Genomic DNA, 20,024 nt, shown 5'->3' on the forward strand with positions numbered 1-20,024 from the left:
GCGCCAACTCGCGCCGCTCACCTGCGGTTCGCTGTGCTCGGACAGACGGCGCCCCAGTCAGTTTTTTGGAGGCTCAATGCGCCAACGGCCTGGGGCCCGCCCCGGAGTCCGCGATGCGTCGAGGCCTGCGGAAGAGGAGCCATGCGGCGTCCTTCTTGCCCCCTCTCCCGCTTGCGGGAGAGGGAGGGGTGAGGGCCAGCGACCGTGGCAGTCAGTGCGCCTCGTCCCAGTTGGCGCCGACGCCAACTTCGGCCAGCAGCGGCACCTTCAGCGCGGCGACGCCGGCCATCAGCGTCGGCACCTCGGACTTCACCCAGTCCAGTTCCTCGTCCGGCACCTCGAAGACCAGTTCGTCGTGCACCTGCATGACGATCTTCGTCTTCTTGCCCTGCTCGTCCAGCGCCTGCTGCACGGCAATCATCGCCAGCTTGATCAAGTCGGCGGCCGTGCCCTGCATCGGCGCGTTGATCGCCTGACGCTCGGCGCCGCTGCGGCGCGGACCATTGCCCGAGTTGATCTCCGGCAGCCACAGACGTCGCCCGAAGACGGTCTCGACATAGCCCTTCTCCTTGGCGAACTGCTTCGTGTCGTCCATGTAGCTCCGCACGCCAGCGAAACGCGTGAAGTAGCGGTCGATGTAGTCCTTCGCCGCCTTCTGCTCGATGCCCAGCGACTGCGCCAGCCCGAACGCGCCCATGCCGTAGATCAGACCGAAGTTGATCGTCTTCGCATAGCGCCGCTGCTCGGGCGTGACGGCATCCAGGCCGCCGCCGAAGACCTCGGCCGCCGTCGCGCGGTGCACGTCCTGCCCTTCCTGGAACGCCTTCAGCAGGCCCGGGTCCTCGCTCATGTGCGCCATGATCCGCAGCTCGATCTGCGAATAGTCCGCCGACACGATGTGATGTCCCGTCGGCGCGATGAAGGCCTCGCGCACGCGGCGACCATCGGCCGTGCGGATGGGGATGTTCTGCAGGTTGGGCTCGTTGCTGGACAGGCGTCCCGTCACCGCCACGGCCTGCGAGTAGGTCGTGTGCACGCGGCCCGTCCGGGCGTTGACCATCAACGGCAGCTTGTCCGTGTAGGTGCTCTTGAGCTTGGACAGCGCGCGGTACTCGAGGATCTTGGCCGGCAGCGGGAAGTCCGCGGACAGCTTCTCGAGCACCTCCTCGTCCGTCGACGGCGCGCCGGTCGCGGTGCGCTTCACCACGGGCAGGCCGAGCCGGTTGAACAGGATCTCGCCGATCTGCTTGGGCGAGCCGATGTTGAACGGCTGCCCCGCGATCTCGTAAGCCGCCTGCTCCGCCGCCACCATGCGCTGACCGAGGTCGGCGCTCTGCGCCTGCAGCCGACCGGCATCGATCAGCACACCGGTGCGCTCGATCCGCGCCAGCAGCGCCGACACCGGCATCTCGATCTGCTCGTAGATGAACTTCAGGCCGGCGTCGGCCTCCAGGCGCGGCATCAGCGTCTGGTGCACGTGCAGGCACATCTCGGAGTCCTCGCAGGAGTACTCCGACGCCTTCGCCACCTCGACCTGCGCGAACGGGATCTGGTGCGCGCCCTTGCCGCACAGGTCCTCGTAGCTCAGGCCCTTGCGGCCCAGCACGCGATCGGCCAGGGCCTCCAGGCCGTGGCTGCGATGCGCCTCCAGCACGTAGCTCTCCAGCATCGTGTCGAAGGCGGTCCCCTGGACCGCGATGCCGTGGTTGGCCAGCACGTGGGTGTCGTACTTGACGTTCTGCGCGACCTTCTTCTTCAGCGGATCCTCGAGCCAGGGCTTGAGCTTCGCGAGCACCTCGTCCATCGGCAGTTGCTCGGGCGCGTCCGGGCCGTCGTGGCGGATCGGGATGTAGGCGGCCTCGCCCGGCTTCACGCTGAAGCTGATGCCGACGATGCGCGCCTGCATCGGATCCAGCGAGTCGGTCTCGGTGTCGAAGGCGGCCAGTTCGGCGGCGTTCAGCTGCTCGATCCAGGCGTCGAGCCGGGACCTGTCGACGATGGTCTCGTAGCGCTTGTCGACGGGGATCGCCGGATGCTGGGCCTCGGCATAGGGATCGGTCGGGCGCGCGGCACCGAGGTCCGCTTCCGGCGCGGCACGCTTGGGCGCCTCGCCGCCGAGCTTGCCTTCGAGGTCGCGCTTCCAGGTCTTAAAGCCGTTGCGCGTGTAGAAGTCCAGCAGGCCGGCTTCGTCGACCGGGTTGAAGGCCAGCGCCTCCAGCGCCGGCCAGCCCGCGACGTGCACGCACAGGTCGCAGTCGACCTTGACCGTCACCAGCTTGCGTCCCATCGGCAGCCAGTCCAGCGCCTTGCGCAGGTTCTCGCCGGCGACGCCCTTGATCTGGTCCGCGTGGGCGATCACGCCGTCCAGCGAGCCGTGCTCGGCGATCCACTTGGCGGCGGTCTTCGGGCCGACCTTCTCGACGCCGGGCACGTTGTCCACCGTGTCGCCCATCAGGGTCAGGTAGTCGATGATGCGATCCGGCGGCACGCCGAACTTGGCCAGCACGCCGGCCTCGTCCAGCTTCTCGTTGCTCATCGTGTTGATCAGCGTGACGTCCGGCGTCACCAGCTGCGCCAGGTCCTTGTCGCCGGTCGAGATCACCACCTGGTGGCCCGCCTGCGCCGCCACCCGCGAGAGCGTGCCGATGCAGTCGTCGGCCTCGACGCCGGGCACCGTCAGGACGGGCCAGCCCAGCAGCTTCACCACCTCGTGGATCGGCTCGATCTGCTCGCGCAGCGCGTCGGGCATCGGCGCGCGCTGGGCCTTGTAGTCGGGGTACCACTCGTCGCGGAAGGTCGGGCCGGACGCATCGAAGACGCAGGCGGCATGTTCGGCGCCGTAGTCGTCGCGCAGCTTCTTCAGCATGGCCACCATGCCGTGGATGGCACCGGTGGGCTGCCCGCCGGGACCGCGCAGGTCGGGCATGGCATGGAACGCGCGGTAGAGGTAGCTGGACCCGTCGACCAGCAGCATCAGAGGTTTGCTCATCCCGACATTGTTGCAGGCGCGCGGCGCCCGGACTGGCAGGAGACCGGGACTTCAATCGGCACTCGCCCGGGGGGCGGGGTTTTCCTGGGGCGAGCCTTAGAATCGGCTCCACCATGAAAACCACCCGCCTCGCCCCTCTGTTCGCCGTCCTGGCCGCCTTCGCGTTCCAGGCTCACGCGGCCGACGCGCCGGCTCCGGTCCCGGCCCCCGCCGAGCCCGCGAAGTTCCGCGACGTGCCCGAGGTGAAGGTCGAACAGCTCGTCAACGAAGACGACAAGGTCCGCATCGAGGAGACCCGGGTGAGGGGCCTGACCCAAAAGGTCGTGGTCAAGAACAAGGACAGCAAGGCGCCCGAGTACGAGATCCTGCTCGGCGACACCGGTCGCGACCTCCCCACCCGCCAGGGCGACGACCGCGGCAACGCGGGCGCGCGGGTCTGGCGCCTCTTCAATTTCTGACCCGTCGAGGCTGATCCGCCGCGGTCGGCCCCCGGTCCGTTCTTTTTCCTTTTCATGGCCGTATTCACCGACGTCTCGACCGAGCAGGCGCAAGCGCTGCTGGACACGCTGGCCCTGGGCGAACTGCAATCGCTCAAGGGGATCACTGCCGGTATCGAGAACACCAACTACTTCGTCACCACGACGCGCGGCGGCGAGCAGCACGAGTACGTGCTGACGATCTTCGAGCGCCTGAGCTTCGAGCAACTGCCGTTCTACCTGGAGCTGATGCGGCACCTCGCGCGCAAGGGCGTGCCGGTGCCCGCGCCGCAGCCCGACGCGCAGGACCGCATCCTGCACACCGTGGCCGGCAAGCCGGCGGCGGTCGTGGACAAGCTGCGTGGCGGGCATCAGCTGGCCCCGGACGTGTTCCATTGCGAGCAGGTCGGCGCCGGGCTCGCCCGGATGCATCTGGCCGGCCAGGACTTCCCGCTGCACCAGGACAACCTGCGCGGCCTGCCGTGGTGGCGTGAGACGGTGCCCGTCGTGCTGCCGCATCTGACGCCCGAACAGGCCGCGCTGCTGAGCGCCGAACTGGCCTTCCAGGAGCAGCTCGCTCCCGGCGCCGCGGCGCTGCCACGCGGCCCCGTCCACGCGGACCTGTTCCGCGACAACGTGATGTTCGACGGCCTGCCCGGGCGCGAGAAGCTCAGCGGCTTCTTCGACTTCTACTTCGCCGGCGTCGACAGCTTCCTGTTCGACCTCTGCGTCTGCCTGAACGACTGGTGCATCGACCTGGACAGCGGCCGCCTCGACGAGCAGCGCGCCGGCGCCTTCGTCAAGACCTACGAGTCGGTGCGCCCGCTCACCGGTGCCGAGCACCGCCTGCTGCCCGGCCTGCTGCGCGCGGCGGCGCTGCGCTTCTGGATCTCGCGGCTGTGGGACTTCCACCTGCCGCGCGAGGCCAGCCTCCTCAAACCCCACGATCCCACCCATTTCGAGCGCGTCCTGCGCGAGCGCATCGCCAGGCCCTGGCATGCGCTGGAGTCCTTGTCATGATCCTGCACCTGCAAACGGTCCCGCCGCGCAACGGCCTGCTCTGGGTGCGCCACGGGCTGAAGGTGCTGCGGCGCAAGCCGATCGCGCTGATCGGGCTGTTCGCCGTGTTCCTGCTGGTCTCGTCGGTGCTGCAGCTGGTGCCGCTGCTGGGTCAACTGGTCGTGCTGGCGGCGCTGCCGCTGGTGTCGCTGTCCTTCATGCTGGCGTCGCACCAGGTGCTGCAGTCGCATACGCCGACGGCCGCCGTCTTCGCGCAGCCGCTGCAGCTGACCAAGGAACGGCGCCGCGACCAGTTGATCCTCGGCCTGCTCTACGCGGTCAGCACGATCGCCGTGATGTTCCTGGCGCACTGGCTGGACGGCGGCGCCCTGGTGCGCGCGGTCGAGCAGGTGGCCGCGGCGGGCAGCGCCGCCAAGCCCGATCAGAAGGCGATCGAGGCCACCATCGCCGATCCCTCGCTGACCACCGGCATCGGCCTGCGGCTGCTGCTGACGGGCCTGATCTCGATCCCGTTCTGGCACGCGCCGGCGCTGATCCACTGGGGCGGCCAGGGCGTGCTGCAGGCCCTCTTCTCCAGCACGCTGGGGGTGTGGCGCAACAAGGGCGCCTTCGCGCTGTCGGGCCTGGTCTGGGTCGGCCTGACCTTCGGCGCGACGATGGTGCTGACCATCGTCGGCATGCTGCTCGGCCTGGCCAACCTGCTGCCCTTCCTGCTCGTGCCGCTGGCGATGATCCTGACGACGGCGTTCTACTGCTCGCTGTACTTCACCTTCATCGACTGCTTCATGTTCGGCGCACCGAAAGACCTGCCCGAGACGCCGGTCACGCCGGCCTGAACACAGGTCTGAACGCAGTCCCGAACCCAGCCCTGAGCGCAGACCTGGACGCAGATCGCCCGACGTCACCTGAAAGCAGGTGCCGGGTCTTGCCTCTGCGCTTGCCTCGGCGCCTGCCCGTCGCATCCCCGGTCATTGCTTCGCCATTCGCACGGACATGCGTCGAAGGAATTGCTAACGGCTTTTTCACGTCACCGTCACTTGCTCTTCGCAGAATCCGCCCGCCTTTCCATTGCAGCGGAGCCTTCACGAATGAGCAAGCAGCACGACATCGTTGCCAGCCAAGACAGCATCAACGAGTACGACGAGGACGCGGTCCTCAATCCGTCCGCCAACCCGCATTTCGATGACATCCTCGCCGCACGTCTGTCGCGGCGCGTCGCCCTCAAGGGCGGCATCACCACGGCGGCGTCCGCGCTCCTGGGCGGCTCGATCCTGAGCGCCTGCGGCAGCAGCGACGATTCGCCCGCGCCGGCCCCCGCGCCCGCCCCGGCGCCGCAGCCGGCCCCGCTGAAGATCGGCTTCACCGCCGTCGCCAAGAACAAGAACGACCTGGTGACCGTGGCCGACGGCTACAACGTCAGCATCCTGCACGCGCTGGGCGACCCGCTGCACTTCGGCGACACGTCCTGGCAGGACGACGGTTCCGAATCGGCCGAGTCCTACAACCGCCGTGTCGGCGACGGTCACGACGGCATGTACTGGTTCGGCCTGAGCGACGCCGGTGCCTTCGACGCCAAGCGCTCGGACCGCGGCCTGCTGGCCGTCAACCACGAGTACGTCGTCGCCCCGTACGGCCTGCACCCCGGCCGGCCGCGCCGCCGGCGCCGCGCGCAACGCCACCGAGGTCGAGAAGGAAATCTACGCCCACGGCATCTCCGTGGTCGAAGTCAAGCGCGACGCCACGGGCACCGGCATGAGCATGGTGCGCGGCTCGCGCTACAACCGCCGCGTGACCTCGGCCACGACGATGGACATCACCGGCCCGGCCAAGGGCAACGTCCAGCTGCAGACGCTGTTCAGCCCGACGGCTGTCCAGACCCGCGGCACCAACAACAACTGCGCCAACGGCTACACCCCGTGGGGCACCTACCTGACCTGCGAGGAGAACTACCTCAACGTGATCAGCCGTGCCGCCGGCGACGACGCGCAGCGCAGCGCCAAGGACGTGGCCAGTCTCAACCGCTACGGCCTGCCGCAGAACCGCAAGAGCCCCTACCTGTGGGAAACGGCCGGCACCGCCGACCTCTTCGCGCGCTGGAACTCGTCGGTCACCGGCGCCGCCGCGACCGCCGACTACCGCAACACGATCAACACCTTCGGCTGGGTGGTCGAGATCGATCCGTTCGCGCCGGACTCCGTCCCCGCCAAGCGCACCGCGCTGGGCCGCTTCAACCATGAAGGCGCCTGGCCCGCCGAGGCCGTCGCCGGCAAGCCGATCGTCATCTACATGGGCGACGACTCGCGCAACGAGTACATCTACAAGTTCGTCTCCAAGGCCAACTGGGATGCGGCCGACGTCGGCAAGGGCATGGCCGCCGGCGCCAAGTACCTGGACGAAGGCACGCTCTACGTGGCCAAGTTCAACGCCGACGGCAGCGGCACCTGGGTCGAGCTGAGCTTCGGCAAGAACGGCCTGGACGCCGCCAACGCGACCTACGCCTTCGCCGACCAGGGCGACGTGCTGATCAACGCGCGCATCGCGGGCGACATCGTCGGCGCCACGAAGATGGATCGTCCGGAGTGGGGTGCGGTGCACCCGACCAACGGCGAGATCTACATGACGCTGACCAACAACAGCAACCGCGTGGCCAACACCGCGACCCCGACCGGCAACCAGCTCAAGCCGGACGCCGCGAACCCGCGCTACTACGAGGATCTCAAGGGCACGACCTCGCAGAAGGGCAACCCCAACGGTCACATCATCCGCTGGAAGGAAGATGCGGCGGACGTCACCAAGCTGACGTGGGATGTCTACCTGTTCGGCGCGCAGGCCGATGCGGCCGCGGACGTCAACCTGTCGGCGCTGGCGGACAGCAACGACTTCTCCAGCCCCGACGGCCTGTACTTCGACAAGCGCGGCATGTTGTGGATCCAGACCGATGACGGCGCCTACACCGACATCACCAACTGCATGATGCTGGCGGCGCTGCCGGGCAAGGTCGGCGACGGCGGCGTGGCCACGGCCGCCGGCGGCACGCAGACCCGCGCGGGCGCCAAGGCGACCTCGGACACCCTGCGCCGCTTCCTGGTCGGCCCGAAGGAGTGCGAGATCACCGGCATCGCCATGACGCCGGACGCCAAGACGCTGTTCTTCAACGTCCAGCACCCGGGCGAGGAAACCACGCCGGACTGGAACGCGAAGACCTTCGGCAGCTACTGGCCGGCCAACCAGGCCGACCCGACGGTGAAGAAGCGTCCGCGTTCCGCGACGGTGGTCATCACCCGCAAGGACGGCGGCGAGATCGGGATCTGATCTAGCGGGCGATGTCCGACGCGAGGGCGGCCTGACGGTCGCTCTCGCCGAGGATCCGACCGAGCAGGCCCTCGATCACGGGCCGCGGCGCCTCGACTGCGAGTTCTTCGGCCACCACTTCCGCCTGTGCGCGCACCAGCTCGCACAGGCGTTTCAATTCCAGCGTGATGCTGCGGGGCGCGATGTCGCAGTCGCGCGCGAAGTCGGCCCAAGCCTGCGCATCAAATGCGCGCGCGTTGTGGGCGCCATGGTCGCCATGGGCGCCACGGGCATCATGGGTGCCGCAGGCGAAGCCATGCGCCGGCGCCACGCGCAACCCCCCGTGATCGACGAAGAACGACAGGTCCTTCGCCCCCGAGCCATCGCTGCCGATGAGCTGGCGGAACATCGTCCAGCGCAGCAGCGCGCGGCTGTCGACCAGCGGCGTGGGGCTGTGCGCCAACAGCGAGAAGAGCTGCGCCAGTGACACCCCATCCCGATCAGCTGGCGGCACGCCGAGCGCCTGACAGGCGCTGATCGCATGCAGGCGCCGCACGCGGCCGTCCTCGAGCCGCTGCCGATCGAAGCGCTCGACCAGCAGCACCGGTTCCGGCACGCGATGCAGCTGCACCGGCGCCACGTCCAGGCCCACGCGCGCGGCGAGTCGCATGCAGAAGAATTCGTTGAAGGGCTGATCGCCCGATCCCTGAGCCTCAGGCGCCGGCTTCAACACGTGCGTCGACGCCATCTGCGGTCCGTCGACGAAGTGCCAGCCGCCGTCCCGCTCGACGTAGACCGCGAGCTTGTCCCGCTCCCCACCGAGCGCGCCCCGCACCTGTCCGTCCCAGACGGCGAAGGGCAGCTCATCGCGATGGCGGAGGCGCTCCGACAGTTCGTCGCGTGCGATCGCCCGTTGCACCGGCCCTGCCGGTCGTTGAAGCCCGTCCGCGATCAGCCGCACCGCGCCGGCCAGATCCCGCCCCATGAGGCGCATCGCGCCGAAGCAGTCGTCGGCGCTCAGTCCCAGCGCGGCGAAGGTCCGCGACCGGGCGTCTCCGGCGGGCAGCAGATGATCGAAGAACGCGAGCACGGCGTCCGCCGTGGACTCGCTGCCCGGTCCGCCGCGCGGCGGCATCGGCAGCGACGGTGCCAGCGGAAAGGCCAGCACTTCCGAGGTCCATCGTTCGAGGTAAGCCAGCGACAGCCTGCGCGGCGACTCCGTCTGCCCCAACGGCGCATCGGCCGCTCTCAGCCAGCCCACTTCATGCTCGTCGAGCCAGACCTCCAGACCGTTCATGCATCGTCATCCAGGTCGGAGAACTTCGAGTCGCGTGCGGTGCGGATCGCGCGTCTGACGACCTCCCGCTGCTGCGACGGCACGGCGAACAGACTCACGCCGAGCGCCCTCGCCGCCTTGAGCACGGTGGACAGGCTGACGCCGCCCTGGCCGGTCTCGATGTTGATCAGCGTCTGGCGCGACATGCCCAGCGCCTCGGCGGCTTCGACCAGCGGCAGCCTCGCCGTGGTGCGCGCGGCGCGGACGGCGGCGCCCAGCGCCAGCGCGTCCTCGACCATCGGGTCGTCGGGGGGATCAATCGGTACAACAGTGCGCATGGAGATTCCAGGATCAAAGACGTATTCGCCGGATCTCCCTCCCGGGCAATCGTGATTCCTGTTTGCTGGAATCTTTATCGCTCACCGCCCATTCTGCGCCTGGAGACACGCCCACCGGCGTGCTCCGTACGATGTCCGCTCAATCGTTCAGGTCTCGTCCCTGAACACCGTTCCGACGGTCACCGCCTCAATCGATCGGCGTGAGCTTGGCGACGCTGAGCGCCAGCCACTTCGTGCCGTGCCGGCCGAAGTTGACCTGCGCGCGCGCGTCCGGTCCCGTGCCTTCCAGCGTGAGCAGCACGCCCTCGCCGAACTTGTTGTGGAACACGCCCTTGCCGACGCGCAGCCCACCGTGTTCGTTGCCGGTCTTCTCGGCCGCTGACTGCTTCATCGCGCTGGGCACCGGCGCCTGCGGGAACGCGGACGGATCGACGCGACCCGCACCCACCATCGACTTCAGCCCCGAGCCGCGCTGCCACGCCTGCTGGTAGTCCCGCGCGAAGCCGGAGCCGAAGCCCTGGTTGCGCGGCGTCAACCACTTCAGCGTCTCCTCGGGCAGCTCCTCCATGAAGCGGCTCTTGATGTTGTAGCGGGTCTGGCCGTGCAGCATCCGCGTCTGGCAGAAGCTGATGTACAGCCGCTGACGCGCGCGCGTGATCGCGACGTACATCAGCCGGCGCTCTTCCTCCAGCCCGTCCGAGTCGGACAGCGAGTTCTCGTGCGGGAACAAACCTTCTTCCATGCCGGTGATGAACACCGCGTCGAACTCCAGGCCCTTGGCCGAGTGCACCGTCATCAGCTGGATCGCGTCCTGGCCGGCCTGCGCCTGGTTGTCGCCGGCTTCCAGCGAGGCATGCGTCAGGAACGCCGCCAGCGGCGACATGATCTCGCCGGTCTCCGCGTCCGGCGTGGCGGGCGCGGCCGGGGCGACCGCCGCCGGCAGCCCGTCCGCGATCGCGCCGGGCGAGTGCTCGTCCACCGGCAGCGCCACCGCGTCCTTGCCGAAGCCCTCCTGCGTCACGAAGGCCTCGGCGGCGTTGACCAGTTCGCCCAGGTTCTCCAGCCGGTCCTCGCCTTCCTTCTCGGCGCGGTAGAACGCCGTCAGGCCGGAGTGTTCGATGATGTGTTCGATGATCTCGCGCAGCGTGAGCCCGGCCGTGGCCTCGCGCATCGCGTCGATCAGGCCGACGAAGCCCGCCAGGCTCGCGCCGCCGCGACCGCCGACCGCGCCGATGCTCTGCACCAGCGAGCGCCCGCTCGGACGCGCCGCGTCCTGCAGCTGCTCGATGGTGCGCGCGCCGATGCCGCGCGCCGGGAAGTTGACGACGCGCAGGAAGCTGGTGTCGTCGTTGGGGTTCTCGATCAGGCGCAGGTAGGCCAGCGCGTGCTTCACCTCGGCGCGCTCGAAGAAGCGCAGGCCGCCGTACACGCGGTACGGGATGCCGGCGTTGAACAGCGCCGATTCGATCACCCGCGACTGCGCGTTGCTGCGGTAGAGCACCGCGATCTCCTTGCGCTCCAGCCCCTGGCGGTGCAGCGCCTGCGCCTCCTCCAGCAGCCATTGCGCCTCGGCGAAATCGCTGCTGGCCTCGTGCACGCGCACCGGCTCGCCGGGACCGGCCTCGGTGCGCAGGTTCTTGCCCAGGCGCCGGCTGTTGTTGCTGATCAGCGCATTGGCCGCGTCCAGGATGTTGCCGAAGCTGCGGTAGTTCTGCTCCAGCTTCACGACCTGGCGCACGCGGTACTCGCGCTCGAAGTCGGCCATGTTGCCCACGCGCGCGCCGCGGAAGGCGTAGATGCTCTGATCGTCGTCGCCGACCGCGAACACGCCCTGCCCGCGCCCGGGCGGCGCGAACATCTTCAGCCACGCGTACTGCAGCTTGTTGGTGTCCTGGAACTCGTCGACCAGCACGTACTGGAAGCGGCGCTGGTAGTGCTCGCGCACGGCCTGGTTGTCGCGCATCAGCTCGAACGAGCGCAGCATCAGCTCGGCGAAGTCGACGACGCCCTCGCGTTCGCACTGGTCCTGGTAGGCCTGGTAGATCTCGACCAGCTTGCGGGTCTGCTCATCGCGCAGGTCGATGTCCTTGGGACGCATGCCGTCCTCTTTCGCGCCGGCGATGTACCAGGAGACCTGCTTGGGAACGAAGCGCTCCTCGTCGAGCTTCATCGCCTTGATGACGCGCTTGACCGCGGACAGCGTGTCGCCCGAGTCCAGGATCTGGAAACCTTGCGGCAAGCCGGCCAGTTTCCAGTGCGCGCGCAGGAAGCGGTTGCACAGGCCGTGGAAGGTCCCGATCCACATGCCGCGCACGTTCACCGGCAGCATCGCGGACAGGCGCGTGACCATCTCCTTGGCGGCCTTGTTGGTGAAGGTCACCGCCAACACCGAGGCCGGCGTCGCATGGCCCTGGCTCATCAGCCAGGCGATGCGCGTCGTCAGCACGCGCGTCTTGCCCGAGCCGGCGCCGGCGAGGATCAGCGCGGGCTCCTGCCCCAGCGTCACCGCGGCGTACTGCTCGGGGTTGAGGTTGTCCAGCAGGCCGCGCGGCGCGCGCGGCGTGAACAGGTCCTCCTGCGGCGGGGTCGGGCGCTCGTCGCCGAAATCCTGGGAATTCATCCAGCCATTCTAGAGAGGCTGGCATCATGCTGCCCTCATGAAGACAGAAAAATCGAAGACCGCGGCGAACACGGCAGGCAGGAACACCCGGGCGGGATCAGAGGTGGCCCTGTGCGCCTGCGGCAGCAAGCTCCCGTATGCATCGTGCTGCGGGGCCCTGCACCGGGCCTTCGCCGAGAGCGGCGCGCTCATCGCGGCGGACGCGCAGGCGCTGATGCGCTCGCGGTACACGGCCTACACGATGGATCTGATCGAGTACCTGCTCGCGACCTGGCATCCGAGCACCCGTCCCGCGTCGCTCGATCGAGGGGAACGGGACCTGAAGTGGTTGGGCCTGGAGGTGCGTCAGCACACGCGCCAGGACGCGGACCACGAGACGGTGGCGTTCATCGCGCGCAGCAAGGTCGGCGGGCGCGCGCACCGCATGCACGAGGTCAGCCGTTTCGTGCGGGAGCACGGGGCGTGGCTGTATGTGGACGGCCAGATCGACTGACCAGCCGCACGGCCGGCGTGCGCCGCACCACCCTGCCCAAGACCAGGACGAACCGGTCCAGGAAGGACCGGTGACCGATGTGAAATTCCTGAGGCATGGCGAACTCCTGCTGGCGACTGTGCGTGCGGACCGAGGGGGATCACGCCACCGACCACCGATGGCGCGGAATGCCTGCTGCGATGATGGACAGTCGACATGACAGGATTTTGGCGAACCACCCTGTGGCTGTCCTCTCCCCCAAACGGGAAAGAGGGCAAAAAGCGCTCCAGGCGTGCGCACACCGTCCCCTTCAGCGATGACACCTGCCCTTCCGCTCCTCCATCTGGACGACCACCTCGCGGTGATCGACAAGCCGGCCGGGCTGCTCGTGCACCGCACCGCGATCGACGCCCATGAAGAGGACGCCGCCCTGCAGCGACTGCGCGATCAGCTGGGTCGGCCTGTCTGGCCGGCGCATCGACTGGACCGCGGCACCTCGGGCGTGCTGGTCTTCGCGCTGAGCGCCGAGGTGGCGAGCCTGCTCGGCCAGGCGCTGGCCGAGCGCCGCACCCGCAAGCGCTACCTGGCGCTCGTGCGCGGCTGGCCCGCCGGCGATGCCGGGGTCATCGACCATCCGCTGGCGCGCGATCCGGAGCTGGCCTCCACGGGCCAGCCGCACCTGGACGCGCACACCGAGTGGTCCTGCCTGCGGCGGCATGAGGTCCCGGTCGCCACCGATCCGCGCTTCGCGACGACGCGGCTCGCCTTGCTCGCCTGCGAGCCGGTGCAGGGACGGCGCCACCAGATCCGCCGGCATCTGAAGCACCTCGCGCATCCGATCGTCGGCGATGCCAACCATGGCAAGGGGCCACTCAACCGCACGCTCGCGGCGCACTTCGGTCGGCAGCGTCTGTGGCTCCACGCGCAGCGGCTGACGCTGACGCATCCGGTCACGGGCGCCGGGCTCGAGCTCGAAGCGCCGCCCGGCCCGGAGTGGGCGCCGTTCCTCTGAACCTCTGATGCGGGAGCCGCCGCGGAACGCGACAGGGCCACCTCAGCCGAAGCGCACCGCGTAGATCGGCGGCAGGTGCCCGGACACCAGCAACCAGCAGTCGCCGGCATCGTCCGTGGCCCACAGGTTGCCGGTCGTGCTGCCCATCAGCAGACGTTGGCCGTCGTCGTGCGCGGCCAGACCGTGGCGGTAGACGAGGTCGTAGCAATGCGCCTGCGGCAGGCCGTTGCGCAGCGTCTCGAAGGTCTTGCCGCCGTCGCGCGTGCGGTTCACCACCAGCGCGCCGTCGACGGGCAGGCGCTTCTCGTCCTTGATGCCGGGCACGAACCACGCCGTGCCGGGATCCCCCGCATGCGCGGCCACCGCGAAGCCGAAGCCCGACAGCGGCGGCTTGATCTCGCCCCAGTTGGCGCCGCCGTCGACCGAGCGCCAGACGCCGTTGTGATGCTGGCACCAGAGCACGTCCGGATCCGCCGTGCTGGCGACGATGCGGTGCGGATCCTGTGTGTTTTCCTCGCCCTGCTGTTCGGGCGGCAGGAAGTCGGCGCGCATGCCCTTGGCGCTGATGTGCCAGGTCGTGCCGCCGTCCTCGCTGCGCCACGCGCCACCGCAGGAGATGCCGAGCAGCAGCCGCTTCGGATCACGCGGATCGACGTTGATCGAATGGATGCCCGGCGCGTCGTAGCCGCCGCCGAACCAGCCCAGCCGCTCGGGCATGTGCCACAGCGTCTCGACGAGCCGCCAGGTCTCGCCCTGGTCGTCGCTGACGAAGAGGCCTCCGGGGATGGTCCCGGCCCACAGCCGCCCGTCGCCGCCGCGCTCCAGGGCCCAGACCTGCTGAAGCTTCCAGGGCGGGCCTTCGGCGCCTTCCGGCTGCTCGGGGAAAGCCGGTGCCGTGAGTTCGCGCCAGGTGATGCCGCCGTCGTCCGACGCCTGCAGCTTGGCCCCGAAGTGCCCGAGATTGAGCGCGGCGAACATCCGTCCGCCGCCCTGTGGCGCGGGCAGCACCATGCTGACGGGGTCCCCCACGAAGCTGTGGCGGCCGATCGACCATCCGCCGTTGGCAGGATCGTTCCGGAGTTCGAAAAGGCCCTTGCGGGTCGCGGCCCAGGCGGTGGTGGTCATCGGTGTCTCCTTGCGATGGCTGGCGTCACCTCTCACGACGTTCGAGCGTCGCCGTTCTCGACACGTCTGCGGCGAGACGGCGCTCAGCCGCCCGACAGCGCCTGCAGCACGTAGACCTTGGACTGTGCCGTCAGCGGGTCGCTGAGCGCCTGGCGATCCCGCGCGCGGTGGCCGTCGATGAACACGGCGACATGTGTCCGCAGGTGCCCCTGCTCATCCAGGATGTAGCCGCGCAGCCGGGGATTGCAGGCGAAGGCGAGCGAAAGCGCCTCCCCTAAAGTTCCGGCGTCGCAGTCCAACTGCGGGGTGTCGACGAAGCGGTGCAACTGCGAGGTGAATTCAAGGTGCGCCATGGGGTGCGATCCTGCGACGAAGCGGTCCGCATGAACAGTGGGACCACCGAGCACGACGAATGGCCTCCCCGCCTTTCGACAGCGCCGCCGGCCTGGCGCGGGCAGAATCGCGGGCCCCTCACGCGGCAAGCTCGCGGCACCCTCGCGCGAATCGCGACCACGGACCCATGACAAACGACACCCGCAACGCCGCCGACTCCGCCCACGCCCGCACCGGCATGCTCTATGCCGCGCTGGCCTACATCGCCTGGGGCCTGTTCCCGCTGTACTTCAAACGGCTGAGCGACGTCGACGCGATCGAGGTCATCGCGCACCGGACGCTGTGGTCGATGGTCTTCGTCGCGCTGCTGCTGACCGGCCTGCGCCGCTGGGCGTGGCTGGGGCCGGTGCTGCGATCGCCAAAGCTGCTGGCGACCTGCGCCCTGTCGGCATTGCTGCTCTCGACCAACTGGCTGGTCTATGTGTGGGCGGTGCAGCAGGGACACGTCGTCGAGGCCAGCCTGGGTTACTTCATCAACCCGCTGGTCAACGTGATGCTGGGCTTCGTGTTCCTGCGCGAACGGCTGCGGCCGGTGCAGTGGCTGGCGATCGGGCTCGCCGCGGCCGGCGTGATCTGGCTGACGGTCACCGCCGGACGGTTGCCGTGGATCGCGCTCGTACTGGCGCTGAGCTTCGGGGTCTACGGGCTGATGCGCAAGACGGCGCAGCTCGGCGCGCTCGAGGGCCTGACACTGGAAACGCTGATCCTCTCGCCCTTTGCCGCGATCGCCTTGGCCTGGTGGACGCACCAGGGCACCAGCGCGTTCGCGACCGGCGACGCCGGCCACATCGCCTGGCTGCTGCTGGCGGGGCCGCTGACCGCCGTGCCGCTGCTGCTGTTCGCCGCCGGCGCGCGCCGCATCACGCTGACGACGCTCGGCCTCGTGCAATACCTGTCCCCGACGATCCAGTTCCTGCTCGGCGTCTGGCTGTATCACGAGCCGCTCGCCGGCGCGCGGCTCGTCGGCTTCGTGCTGATCTGGTCGGCGCTGGCCGTCTACAGCGCGGAGAGCCTCTGGCGCAGCCGGCGGTGATCGTCCCCCAAAGCGACTGACGCCCCTTTCGGGGCGTCAGTTCAGAGGAGCGCGTTGCTCGTCAGTTGCGGATCAGGTGATCGAAGGCGCTGAGCGCGGCCTTCGCACCGTCACCGGCCGCGATGATGATCTGCTTGAACGGCACCGTCGTCGCGTCGCCCGCGGCGAACACGCCCGGCACCGAGGTCTGACCCTTCGCGTCGACGATGATCTCGCCGTGACGCGACAGCTCCACCGTGCCACGCAGCCACTCGGTGTTGGGCACCAGACCGATCTGCACGAACACGCCTTCGACCTCGACGCGCTTGGCTTCGCCGGTGGCGCGGTCGATGTAGTTCAGGCCGTCGAGCTTGCCCGCCGTGCCGGTGAACTCGCTGGTCTGCGCCTGCTTCAGGATGACGACGTTGGGCAGGCTCTCCAGCTTCTTCACCAGCACGGCGTCCGCGCGCAGTTGTTCGCCGAACTCCAGCAGCGTCACATGCGACACGATGCCGGCCAGGTCGATCGCCGCCTCGACGCCGGAGTTGCCGCCGCCGATCACCGCCACGCGCTTGCCCTTGAACAGCGGACCGTCGCAATGCGGGCAGTAGGCCACGCCCTTGTTCTTGTATTCCTGCTCGCCCGGCACGTTGACGTTCCTCCACCGCGCACCGGTCGAGATGATCACCGTCTTGCTCTTGAGCGAACCGCCATTGGCCAGCTTCAGCTCGACCAGCCCGCCCGGCGTGGCCGCCGGAATCAGCTGGTCCGCGCGCTGCAGGTTCATGACGTCGACGCCGTAATCCTTGACGTGCGATTCCAGCGCCATCGAGAACTTCGGACCGTCGGTCGACAGCACGGAGATGTAGTTCTCGATCGCCAGCGTGTCGTTGACCTGGCCGCCGAAACGCTCGGCCGCGATGCCCGTGCGGATGCCCTTGCGAGCGGCATAAACAGCCGCCGCCGCGCCGGCCGGGCCGCCGCCGACGATCAGCACGTCGTACGGGTCCTTGGCCGACAGCTTGGCCGCGTCCTTCTCCGCCGCGCCGGTGTCCAGCTTGGCGGCGATCTCCTCGACCGTCATGCGACCCGAGCCGAATTCCTGGCCGTTCAGGTAGATCGTGGGCACGGCCATGATCTCGCGGGCGTTCACCTCGTCCTGGAACAGCGCGCCGTCCACGACCACCGTCTTGACGCGCGGATTCAGCACCGACATCAGCGACAGCGCCTGCACGACGTCCGGGCAGTTGTGGCAGGTCAGGGACATGTACACCTCGAAGAGGTAGTCCCCGTCCAGGCCCTTGATTTGGTCGATGGTGGACTGCTCCACCTTCGGGGGATGACCGCCCGTCCACAGCAGGGCCAGCACCAGCGAGGTGAACTCATGGCCCAGGGGAATCGCGGCGAAGCGCAGGCTCTGTGCCGTGCCCGTGCGCTTCAGGCTGAACGACGGCTTGCGCGCGTCGTTGCCGTCGAGGTTCAGCGTGATCTTGTCGGACATCGCGGCGATGTCCTGCAGCAGCTGCTTGAGCTCTGCGGAGCTCTCGGAGTCGTTCAACGAGGCTTCGATCTCGAACGGCAGCGTCACCCGCTCCAGGTAGGCCTTGAGCTGCGCCTTCAGGTTGTCGTCCAACATCGTTGCTTCCTTCCAATTTTCTTAAGCGACTTCGAGAACCGGCCTCCCTGTCAGATCAGAGGGGCGGCCGAACACACGCCCGCGGACCGGATCGGTCCACGCGCGGTGCTTTTGCAGTGAGGGGGAGAGGAACGTCCTCATCCGGATCACCGGTCCGGGGGAAGGTCGATCCGGACGGATCGCTGGCTTCCCCCGCCAGGGCGAGATCCTTAGATCTTGCCGACCAGGTCCAGCGACGGGGCGATGGTCTTGTCGCCTTCGTTCCACTTGGCCGGGCAGACCTGGCCCGGGTTCTTGGCGACGTACTGGGCAGCCTTCAGCTTGCGCAGCGTTTCCTTGACGTCGCGGGCGATCGCGTTGTCATGCACTTCCAGGGTCTTGATGACGCCGTCCGGATTGATCACGAAGGTGCCGCGCAGGGCCAGGCCTTCTTCCGGGATGTGCACGCCGAAGGCGTTCGTCAGCGCGTGCGTCGGGTCGCCGACCAGCGGGAACTTGGCCTTGCCGACAGCCGGCGAGGTTTCGTGCCACACCTTGTGCGAGAAGTGCGTGTCGGTCGTGACGATGTAGACCTCGGCGCCCAGCTTCTGGAACTCGCCGTAGTTGTCAGCCGCGTCTTCGACTTCCGTCGGGCAGTTGAAGGTGAAGGCGGCCGGCATGAAGATCAGCACGGACCACTTGCCCTTGAGCGACTCTTCAGTGACCTCGATGAACTTGCCGTTGTGGAACGCTTGGGCCTTGAAGGGTTGGACTTGGGTGTTGATCAGGGACATTGCTTCGTACTCGCTGTCAGGTTGATGGGATGGACGGAATGATAGGGGGCTGAGGCTATCGGCGGGTTTGAATTCCCCAATGCAGCCTATTGCCTATCCCTATTGAGTCAAACTATCAAAAATCGTTTGTGCGATAGCAAAAACTTCATGACTCCGTCACAACCCGCGTGAGCGCGGGCTGTTGCCTGATGTCTCCTGGTGCCGCGTCCGGTGCTTCTCCGCACCTGAAACGTTCACAGCGCTTCAAGCGCGAGCAGTTCCTCGACCGTCTGGCGGCGACGGATCAGGCGGTCCGAACCGCCGTCGACGAGCACCTCGGCGATCAGCGGCCGGCTGTTGTAGTTGCTGGACATGGACGCGCCGTACGCACCCGTGTCGTGGATGACCAGCAAGTCGCCGACCTGCGCTTGTGGCAATTCCCGCGCCAGCACCACGCCCCCTTCGGCCTGCGTGAACACATCGCCCGATTCGCAGAGCGGACCGGCGACCACGGTCTCGCGCGTTGGCCGACGCTGGCCGTCCGCGGGAATCAGGCTCATCGCATGGAAGCTGCCGTACATCGCCGGCCGCATCAGTTCGTTGAAACCGGCGTCGACCAGCAGGAAGTGTTGCCGCCCCTGGGCCTTGACCGCGCGGACCTCGGCGAGCAGCACGCCGGACTCCGCCACCAGATAGCGGCCCGGTTCGATCTCGAGCGCCAGGTCGTGGCCGACCACGCCTTCCGCTTCCTTGCGCGCGGCATCCCACAGGCTGAAGTAGTGGGCGGTATCGATGGACTCGCCGCCCTCCTGGTAGGGGATCGACAGCCCACCGCCGGCCGAGAGCGCGTGCAGGTCCAGGCCCTGCGCCTTCACGATGCGGACCAGGTCGACCATCGCGCCACTGACACGCCCCAGGTGGTCGTAGTCGACGCCAGAGCCGATGTGCATGTGCAGCCCGATCAGCGTCAGCCCGCGGCGCGCGATGACCGCCAGCGCGTCCGTGAGCTGCTCATGCCAGATGCCGTGCTTGCTGTGCTCGCCGCCCGTGTTGGTCTTGTTGCTGTGGCCGTGACCGAAGCCGGGGTTCAGCCGCAGCCACACCGGATGACCGGGCGAGACCTCGCCGAGCTGCTCCAGCATGTCGATCGAGCCGGCGTTCACCGGGACGCGGTGTTCGACGACGGTCTTGAGCGTCTCGCGATCCAGCAGGTCGGCCGTGAACACGATGTCCGAGTGCACCGCGTCCGCACCCTTGCCGACGGTGAAGCCGGCGGCGAAGGCGCGCAGCAGCTCGCCGCGCGACACCGAATCGACCTTCACGCCCTGCTCCCGCATCAATCTGAGGATGTGGGTGTTGGAGCAGGCCTTCTGAGCGAAGCGCACCGTGTCGAACCCGTCCAGCGCCGTGATGCGCTCGCGGATGATGGCGGCGTCGTACACCCACAGCGGGGTGCCGTACTTCGTGGCGAGCGCTTGCAACTGCTGTTCGCGGGCGGGGGTCAGGGCTTGCGGCATGTCAGGAATCCTTCAGACGGATGCAGATTGGAACTGCCGCAAGCATCCCTCCGGCCATCCATTCAATCAAATGCTTTGTTTTGCCTACGGAATTC

General features: G+C 68.3%; 16 protein-coding genes and 1 pseudogene. 8 read left to right on the forward strand and 9 right to left on the reverse strand.

Features of this window, described 5'->3' with window-relative positions; all coding sequences use genetic code 11:
- Nucleotides 1–211 precede the first annotated feature (211 nt).
- A complete protein-coding gene (gene polA / locus ACFJIX_RS00100; protein ID WP_377156838.1) occupies nucleotides 212–2,989 on the reverse strand; it encodes a DNA polymerase I in 2,778 nt (925 codons plus the stop codon).
- A 113-nt stretch (nucleotides 2,990–3,102) separates the two neighbouring features.
- Between polA and ACFJIX_RS00105 the strand changes: the two genes are divergently transcribed.
- The 5 genes and pseudogenes from ACFJIX_RS00105 to ACFJIX_RS00125 all read left to right on the forward strand — a co-directional run bounded on the left by ACFJIX_RS00105 (nucleotide 3,103) and on the right by ACFJIX_RS00125 (nucleotide 7,797).
- Nucleotides 3,103–3,447, forward strand: coding sequence for a hypothetical protein (locus tag ACFJIX_RS00105; protein WP_377156840.1), 345 nt, complete (start codon nucleotides 3,103–3,105; stop codon nucleotides 3,445–3,447).
- A 54-nt stretch (nucleotides 3,448–3,501) separates the two neighbouring features.
- Complete coding sequence (locus ACFJIX_RS00110) at nucleotides 3,502–4,485, forward strand: homoserine kinase (RefSeq protein WP_377156841.1); 984 nt, start codon at nucleotides 3,502–3,504, stop codon at nucleotides 4,483–4,485.
- On the forward strand, nucleotides 4,482–5,321 hold the full coding sequence (locus ACFJIX_RS00115; protein WP_377156843.1) for a BPSS1780 family membrane protein: 840 nt from the start codon (nucleotides 4,482–4,484) through the stop codon (nucleotides 5,319–5,321). The genes ACFJIX_RS00110 and ACFJIX_RS00115 overlap by 4 nt, the downstream gene beginning before the upstream one ends.
- Nucleotides 5,322–5,573: 252 nt before the next feature.
- Nucleotides 5,574–6,059, forward strand: a pseudogene (locus ACFJIX_RS00120) (alkaline phosphatase PhoX); the annotation flags it as partial.
- A complete protein-coding gene (locus ACFJIX_RS00125; RefSeq protein ID WP_377156845.1) occupies nucleotides 6,046–7,797 on the forward strand; it encodes a PhoX family protein in 1,752 nt (583 codons plus the stop codon). The pseudogene ACFJIX_RS00120 and the gene ACFJIX_RS00125, both read left to right, overlap by 14 nt.
- 1 nt (nucleotide 7,798) lies before the next feature.
- Here ACFJIX_RS00125 and ACFJIX_RS00130 read toward each other — a convergent pair whose 3' ends face one another.
- The 3 genes from ACFJIX_RS00130 to ACFJIX_RS00140 form a co-directional block, all read right to left on the reverse strand.
- Complete coding sequence (locus tag ACFJIX_RS00130; RefSeq protein ID WP_377156846.1) at nucleotides 7,799–9,073, reverse strand: HipA domain-containing protein; 1,275 nt, start codon at nucleotides 9,071–9,073, stop codon at nucleotides 7,799–7,801.
- Nucleotides 9,070–9,390, reverse strand: coding sequence for a helix-turn-helix transcriptional regulator (locus tag ACFJIX_RS00135; protein WP_377156847.1), 321 nt, complete (start codon nucleotides 9,388–9,390; stop codon nucleotides 9,070–9,072). The genes ACFJIX_RS00130 and ACFJIX_RS00135 overlap by 4 nt, the downstream gene beginning before the upstream one ends.
- Nucleotides 9,391–9,577: 187 nt before the next feature.
- Nucleotides 9,578–12,010 carry a UvrD-helicase domain-containing protein gene (locus tag ACFJIX_RS00140; protein WP_377156849.1) on the reverse strand — a complete coding sequence of 811 codons (2,433 nt, stop codon included), beginning with the start codon at nucleotides 12,008–12,010 and terminating at the stop codon, nucleotides 9,578–9,580.
- 37 nt (nucleotides 12,011–12,047) lie between these two features.
- Between ACFJIX_RS00140 and ACFJIX_RS00145 the strand changes: the two genes are divergently transcribed.
- Nucleotides 12,048–12,503 (forward strand): YchJ family protein, encoded by a 456-nt coding sequence (locus ACFJIX_RS00145; RefSeq protein ID WP_377156851.1) that lies wholly within the window; start codon nucleotides 12,048–12,050, stop codon nucleotides 12,501–12,503.
- Between the two features lie 295 nt (nucleotides 12,504–12,798).
- On the forward strand, nucleotides 12,799–13,494 hold the full coding sequence (locus ACFJIX_RS00150; RefSeq protein WP_377156853.1) for a pseudouridine synthase: 696 nt from the start codon (nucleotides 12,799–12,801) through the stop codon (nucleotides 13,492–13,494).
- A gap of 42 nt (nucleotides 13,495–13,536) precedes the next feature.
- Here ACFJIX_RS00150 and ACFJIX_RS00155 read toward each other — a convergent pair whose 3' ends face one another.
- Together ACFJIX_RS00155 and ACFJIX_RS00160 are read right to left on the reverse strand one after the other, a co-directional pair.
- Nucleotides 13,537–14,619 (reverse strand): WD40/YVTN/BNR-like repeat-containing protein, encoded by a 1,083-nt coding sequence (locus ACFJIX_RS00155; RefSeq protein ID WP_377156854.1) that lies wholly within the window; start codon nucleotides 14,617–14,619, stop codon nucleotides 13,537–13,539.
- Nucleotides 14,620–14,702: 83 nt separating this feature from the next.
- Nucleotides 14,703–14,972: a MoaD/ThiS family protein gene (locus ACFJIX_RS00160; protein ID WP_377156855.1), complete on the reverse strand. Its 270-nt coding sequence runs from the start codon at nucleotides 14,970–14,972 to the stop codon at nucleotides 14,703–14,705.
- A 167-nt stretch (nucleotides 14,973–15,139) separates the two neighbouring features.
- On the opposite strand from ACFJIX_RS00160, the gene rarD reads away from it, so the two are divergent.
- Nucleotides 15,140–16,045 carry an EamA family transporter RarD gene (gene rarD / locus ACFJIX_RS00165; RefSeq protein WP_377156856.1) on the forward strand — a complete coding sequence of 302 codons (906 nt, stop codon included), beginning with the start codon at nucleotides 15,140–15,142 and terminating at the stop codon, nucleotides 16,043–16,045.
- 61 nt (nucleotides 16,046–16,106) lie between these two features.
- Here the strand turns inward: rarD and ahpF are convergent, their stop codons facing one another.
- The 3 genes from ahpF to lysA all read right to left on the reverse strand — a co-directional run bounded on the left by ahpF (nucleotide 16,107) and on the right by lysA (nucleotide 19,929).
- On the reverse strand, nucleotides 16,107–17,660 hold the full coding sequence (ahpF, locus tag ACFJIX_RS00170) for an alkyl hydroperoxide reductase subunit F (protein WP_377156857.1): 1,554 nt from the start codon (nucleotides 17,658–17,660) through the stop codon (nucleotides 16,107–16,109).
- A gap of 209 nt (nucleotides 17,661–17,869) precedes the next feature.
- Nucleotides 17,870–18,433, reverse strand: coding sequence for an alkyl hydroperoxide reductase subunit C (gene ahpC / locus ACFJIX_RS00175; RefSeq protein WP_067283909.1), 564 nt, complete (start codon nucleotides 18,431–18,433; stop codon nucleotides 17,870–17,872).
- 233 nt (nucleotides 18,434–18,666) lie between these two features.
- On the reverse strand, nucleotides 18,667–19,929 hold the full coding sequence (gene lysA, locus ACFJIX_RS00180; protein ID WP_377156860.1) for a diaminopimelate decarboxylase: 1,263 nt from the start codon (nucleotides 19,927–19,929) through the stop codon (nucleotides 18,667–18,669).
- Nucleotides 19,930–20,024 lie beyond the last annotated feature (95 nt).

This window comes from Roseateles sp. UC29_93, from assembly GCF_042695725.1.
Lineage (GTDB): Bacteria > Pseudomonadota > Gammaproteobacteria > Burkholderiales > Burkholderiaceae_C > Roseateles > Roseateles noduli_A.

What these genes read in the sequence shown, in the direction of transcription:
- ACFJIX_RS00145 (WP_377156851.1), top strand. Translation starts at nt 12,048, where the DNA reads ATGAAGACAGAAAAATCGAAGACCGCGGCGAACACGGCAGGCAGGAAC.
- ACFJIX_RS00135 (WP_377156847.1), bottom strand. Translation starts at nt 9,390, where the DNA reads ATGCGCACTGTTGTACCGATTGATCCCCCCGACGACCCGATGGTCGAG.
- ACFJIX_RS00115 (WP_377156843.1), top strand. Translation starts at nt 4,482, where the DNA reads ATGATCCTGCACCTGCAAACGGTCCCGCCGCGCAACGGCCTGCTCTGG.
- ACFJIX_RS00105 (WP_377156840.1), top strand. Translation starts at nt 3,103, where the DNA reads ATGAAAACCACCCGCCTCGCCCCTCTGTTCGCCGTCCTGGCCGCCTTC.
- ahpF (WP_377156857.1), bottom strand. Translation starts at nt 17,660, where the DNA reads ATGTTGGACGACAACCTGAAGGCGCAGCTCAAGGCCTACCTGGAGCGG.
- ahpC (WP_067283909.1), bottom strand. Translation starts at nt 18,433, where the DNA reads ATGTCCCTGATCAACACCCAAGTCCAACCCTTCAAGGCCCAAGCGTTC.
- ACFJIX_RS00110 (WP_377156841.1), top strand. Translation starts at nt 3,502, where the DNA reads ATGGCCGTATTCACCGACGTCTCGACCGAGCAGGCGCAAGCGCTGCTG.
- ACFJIX_RS00150 (WP_377156853.1), top strand. Translation starts at nt 12,799, where the DNA reads ATGACACCTGCCCTTCCGCTCCTCCATCTGGACGACCACCTCGCGGTG.
- rarD (WP_377156856.1), top strand. Translation starts at nt 15,140, where the DNA reads ATGACAAACGACACCCGCAACGCCGCCGACTCCGCCCACGCCCGCACC.
- polA (WP_377156838.1), bottom strand. Translation starts at nt 2,989, where the DNA reads ATGAGCAAACCTCTGATGCTGCTGGTCGACGGGTCCAGCTACCTCTAC.
- lysA (WP_377156860.1), bottom strand. Translation starts at nt 19,929, where the DNA reads ATGCCGCAAGCCCTGACCCCCGCCCGCGAACAGCAGTTGCAAGCGCTC.
- ACFJIX_RS00140 (WP_377156849.1), bottom strand. Translation starts at nt 12,010, where the DNA reads ATGAATTCCCAGGATTTCGGCGACGAGCGCCCGACCCCGCCGCAGGAG.
- ACFJIX_RS00130 (WP_377156846.1), bottom strand. Translation starts at nt 9,073, where the DNA reads ATGAACGGTCTGGAGGTCTGGCTCGACGAGCATGAAGTGGGCTGGCTG.
- ACFJIX_RS00155 (WP_377156854.1), bottom strand. Translation starts at nt 14,619, where the DNA reads ATGACCACCACCGCCTGGGCCGCGACCCGCAAGGGCCTTTTCGAACTC.
- ACFJIX_RS00160 (WP_377156855.1), bottom strand. Translation starts at nt 14,972, where the DNA reads ATGGCGCACCTTGAATTCACCTCGCAGTTGCACCGCTTCGTCGACACC.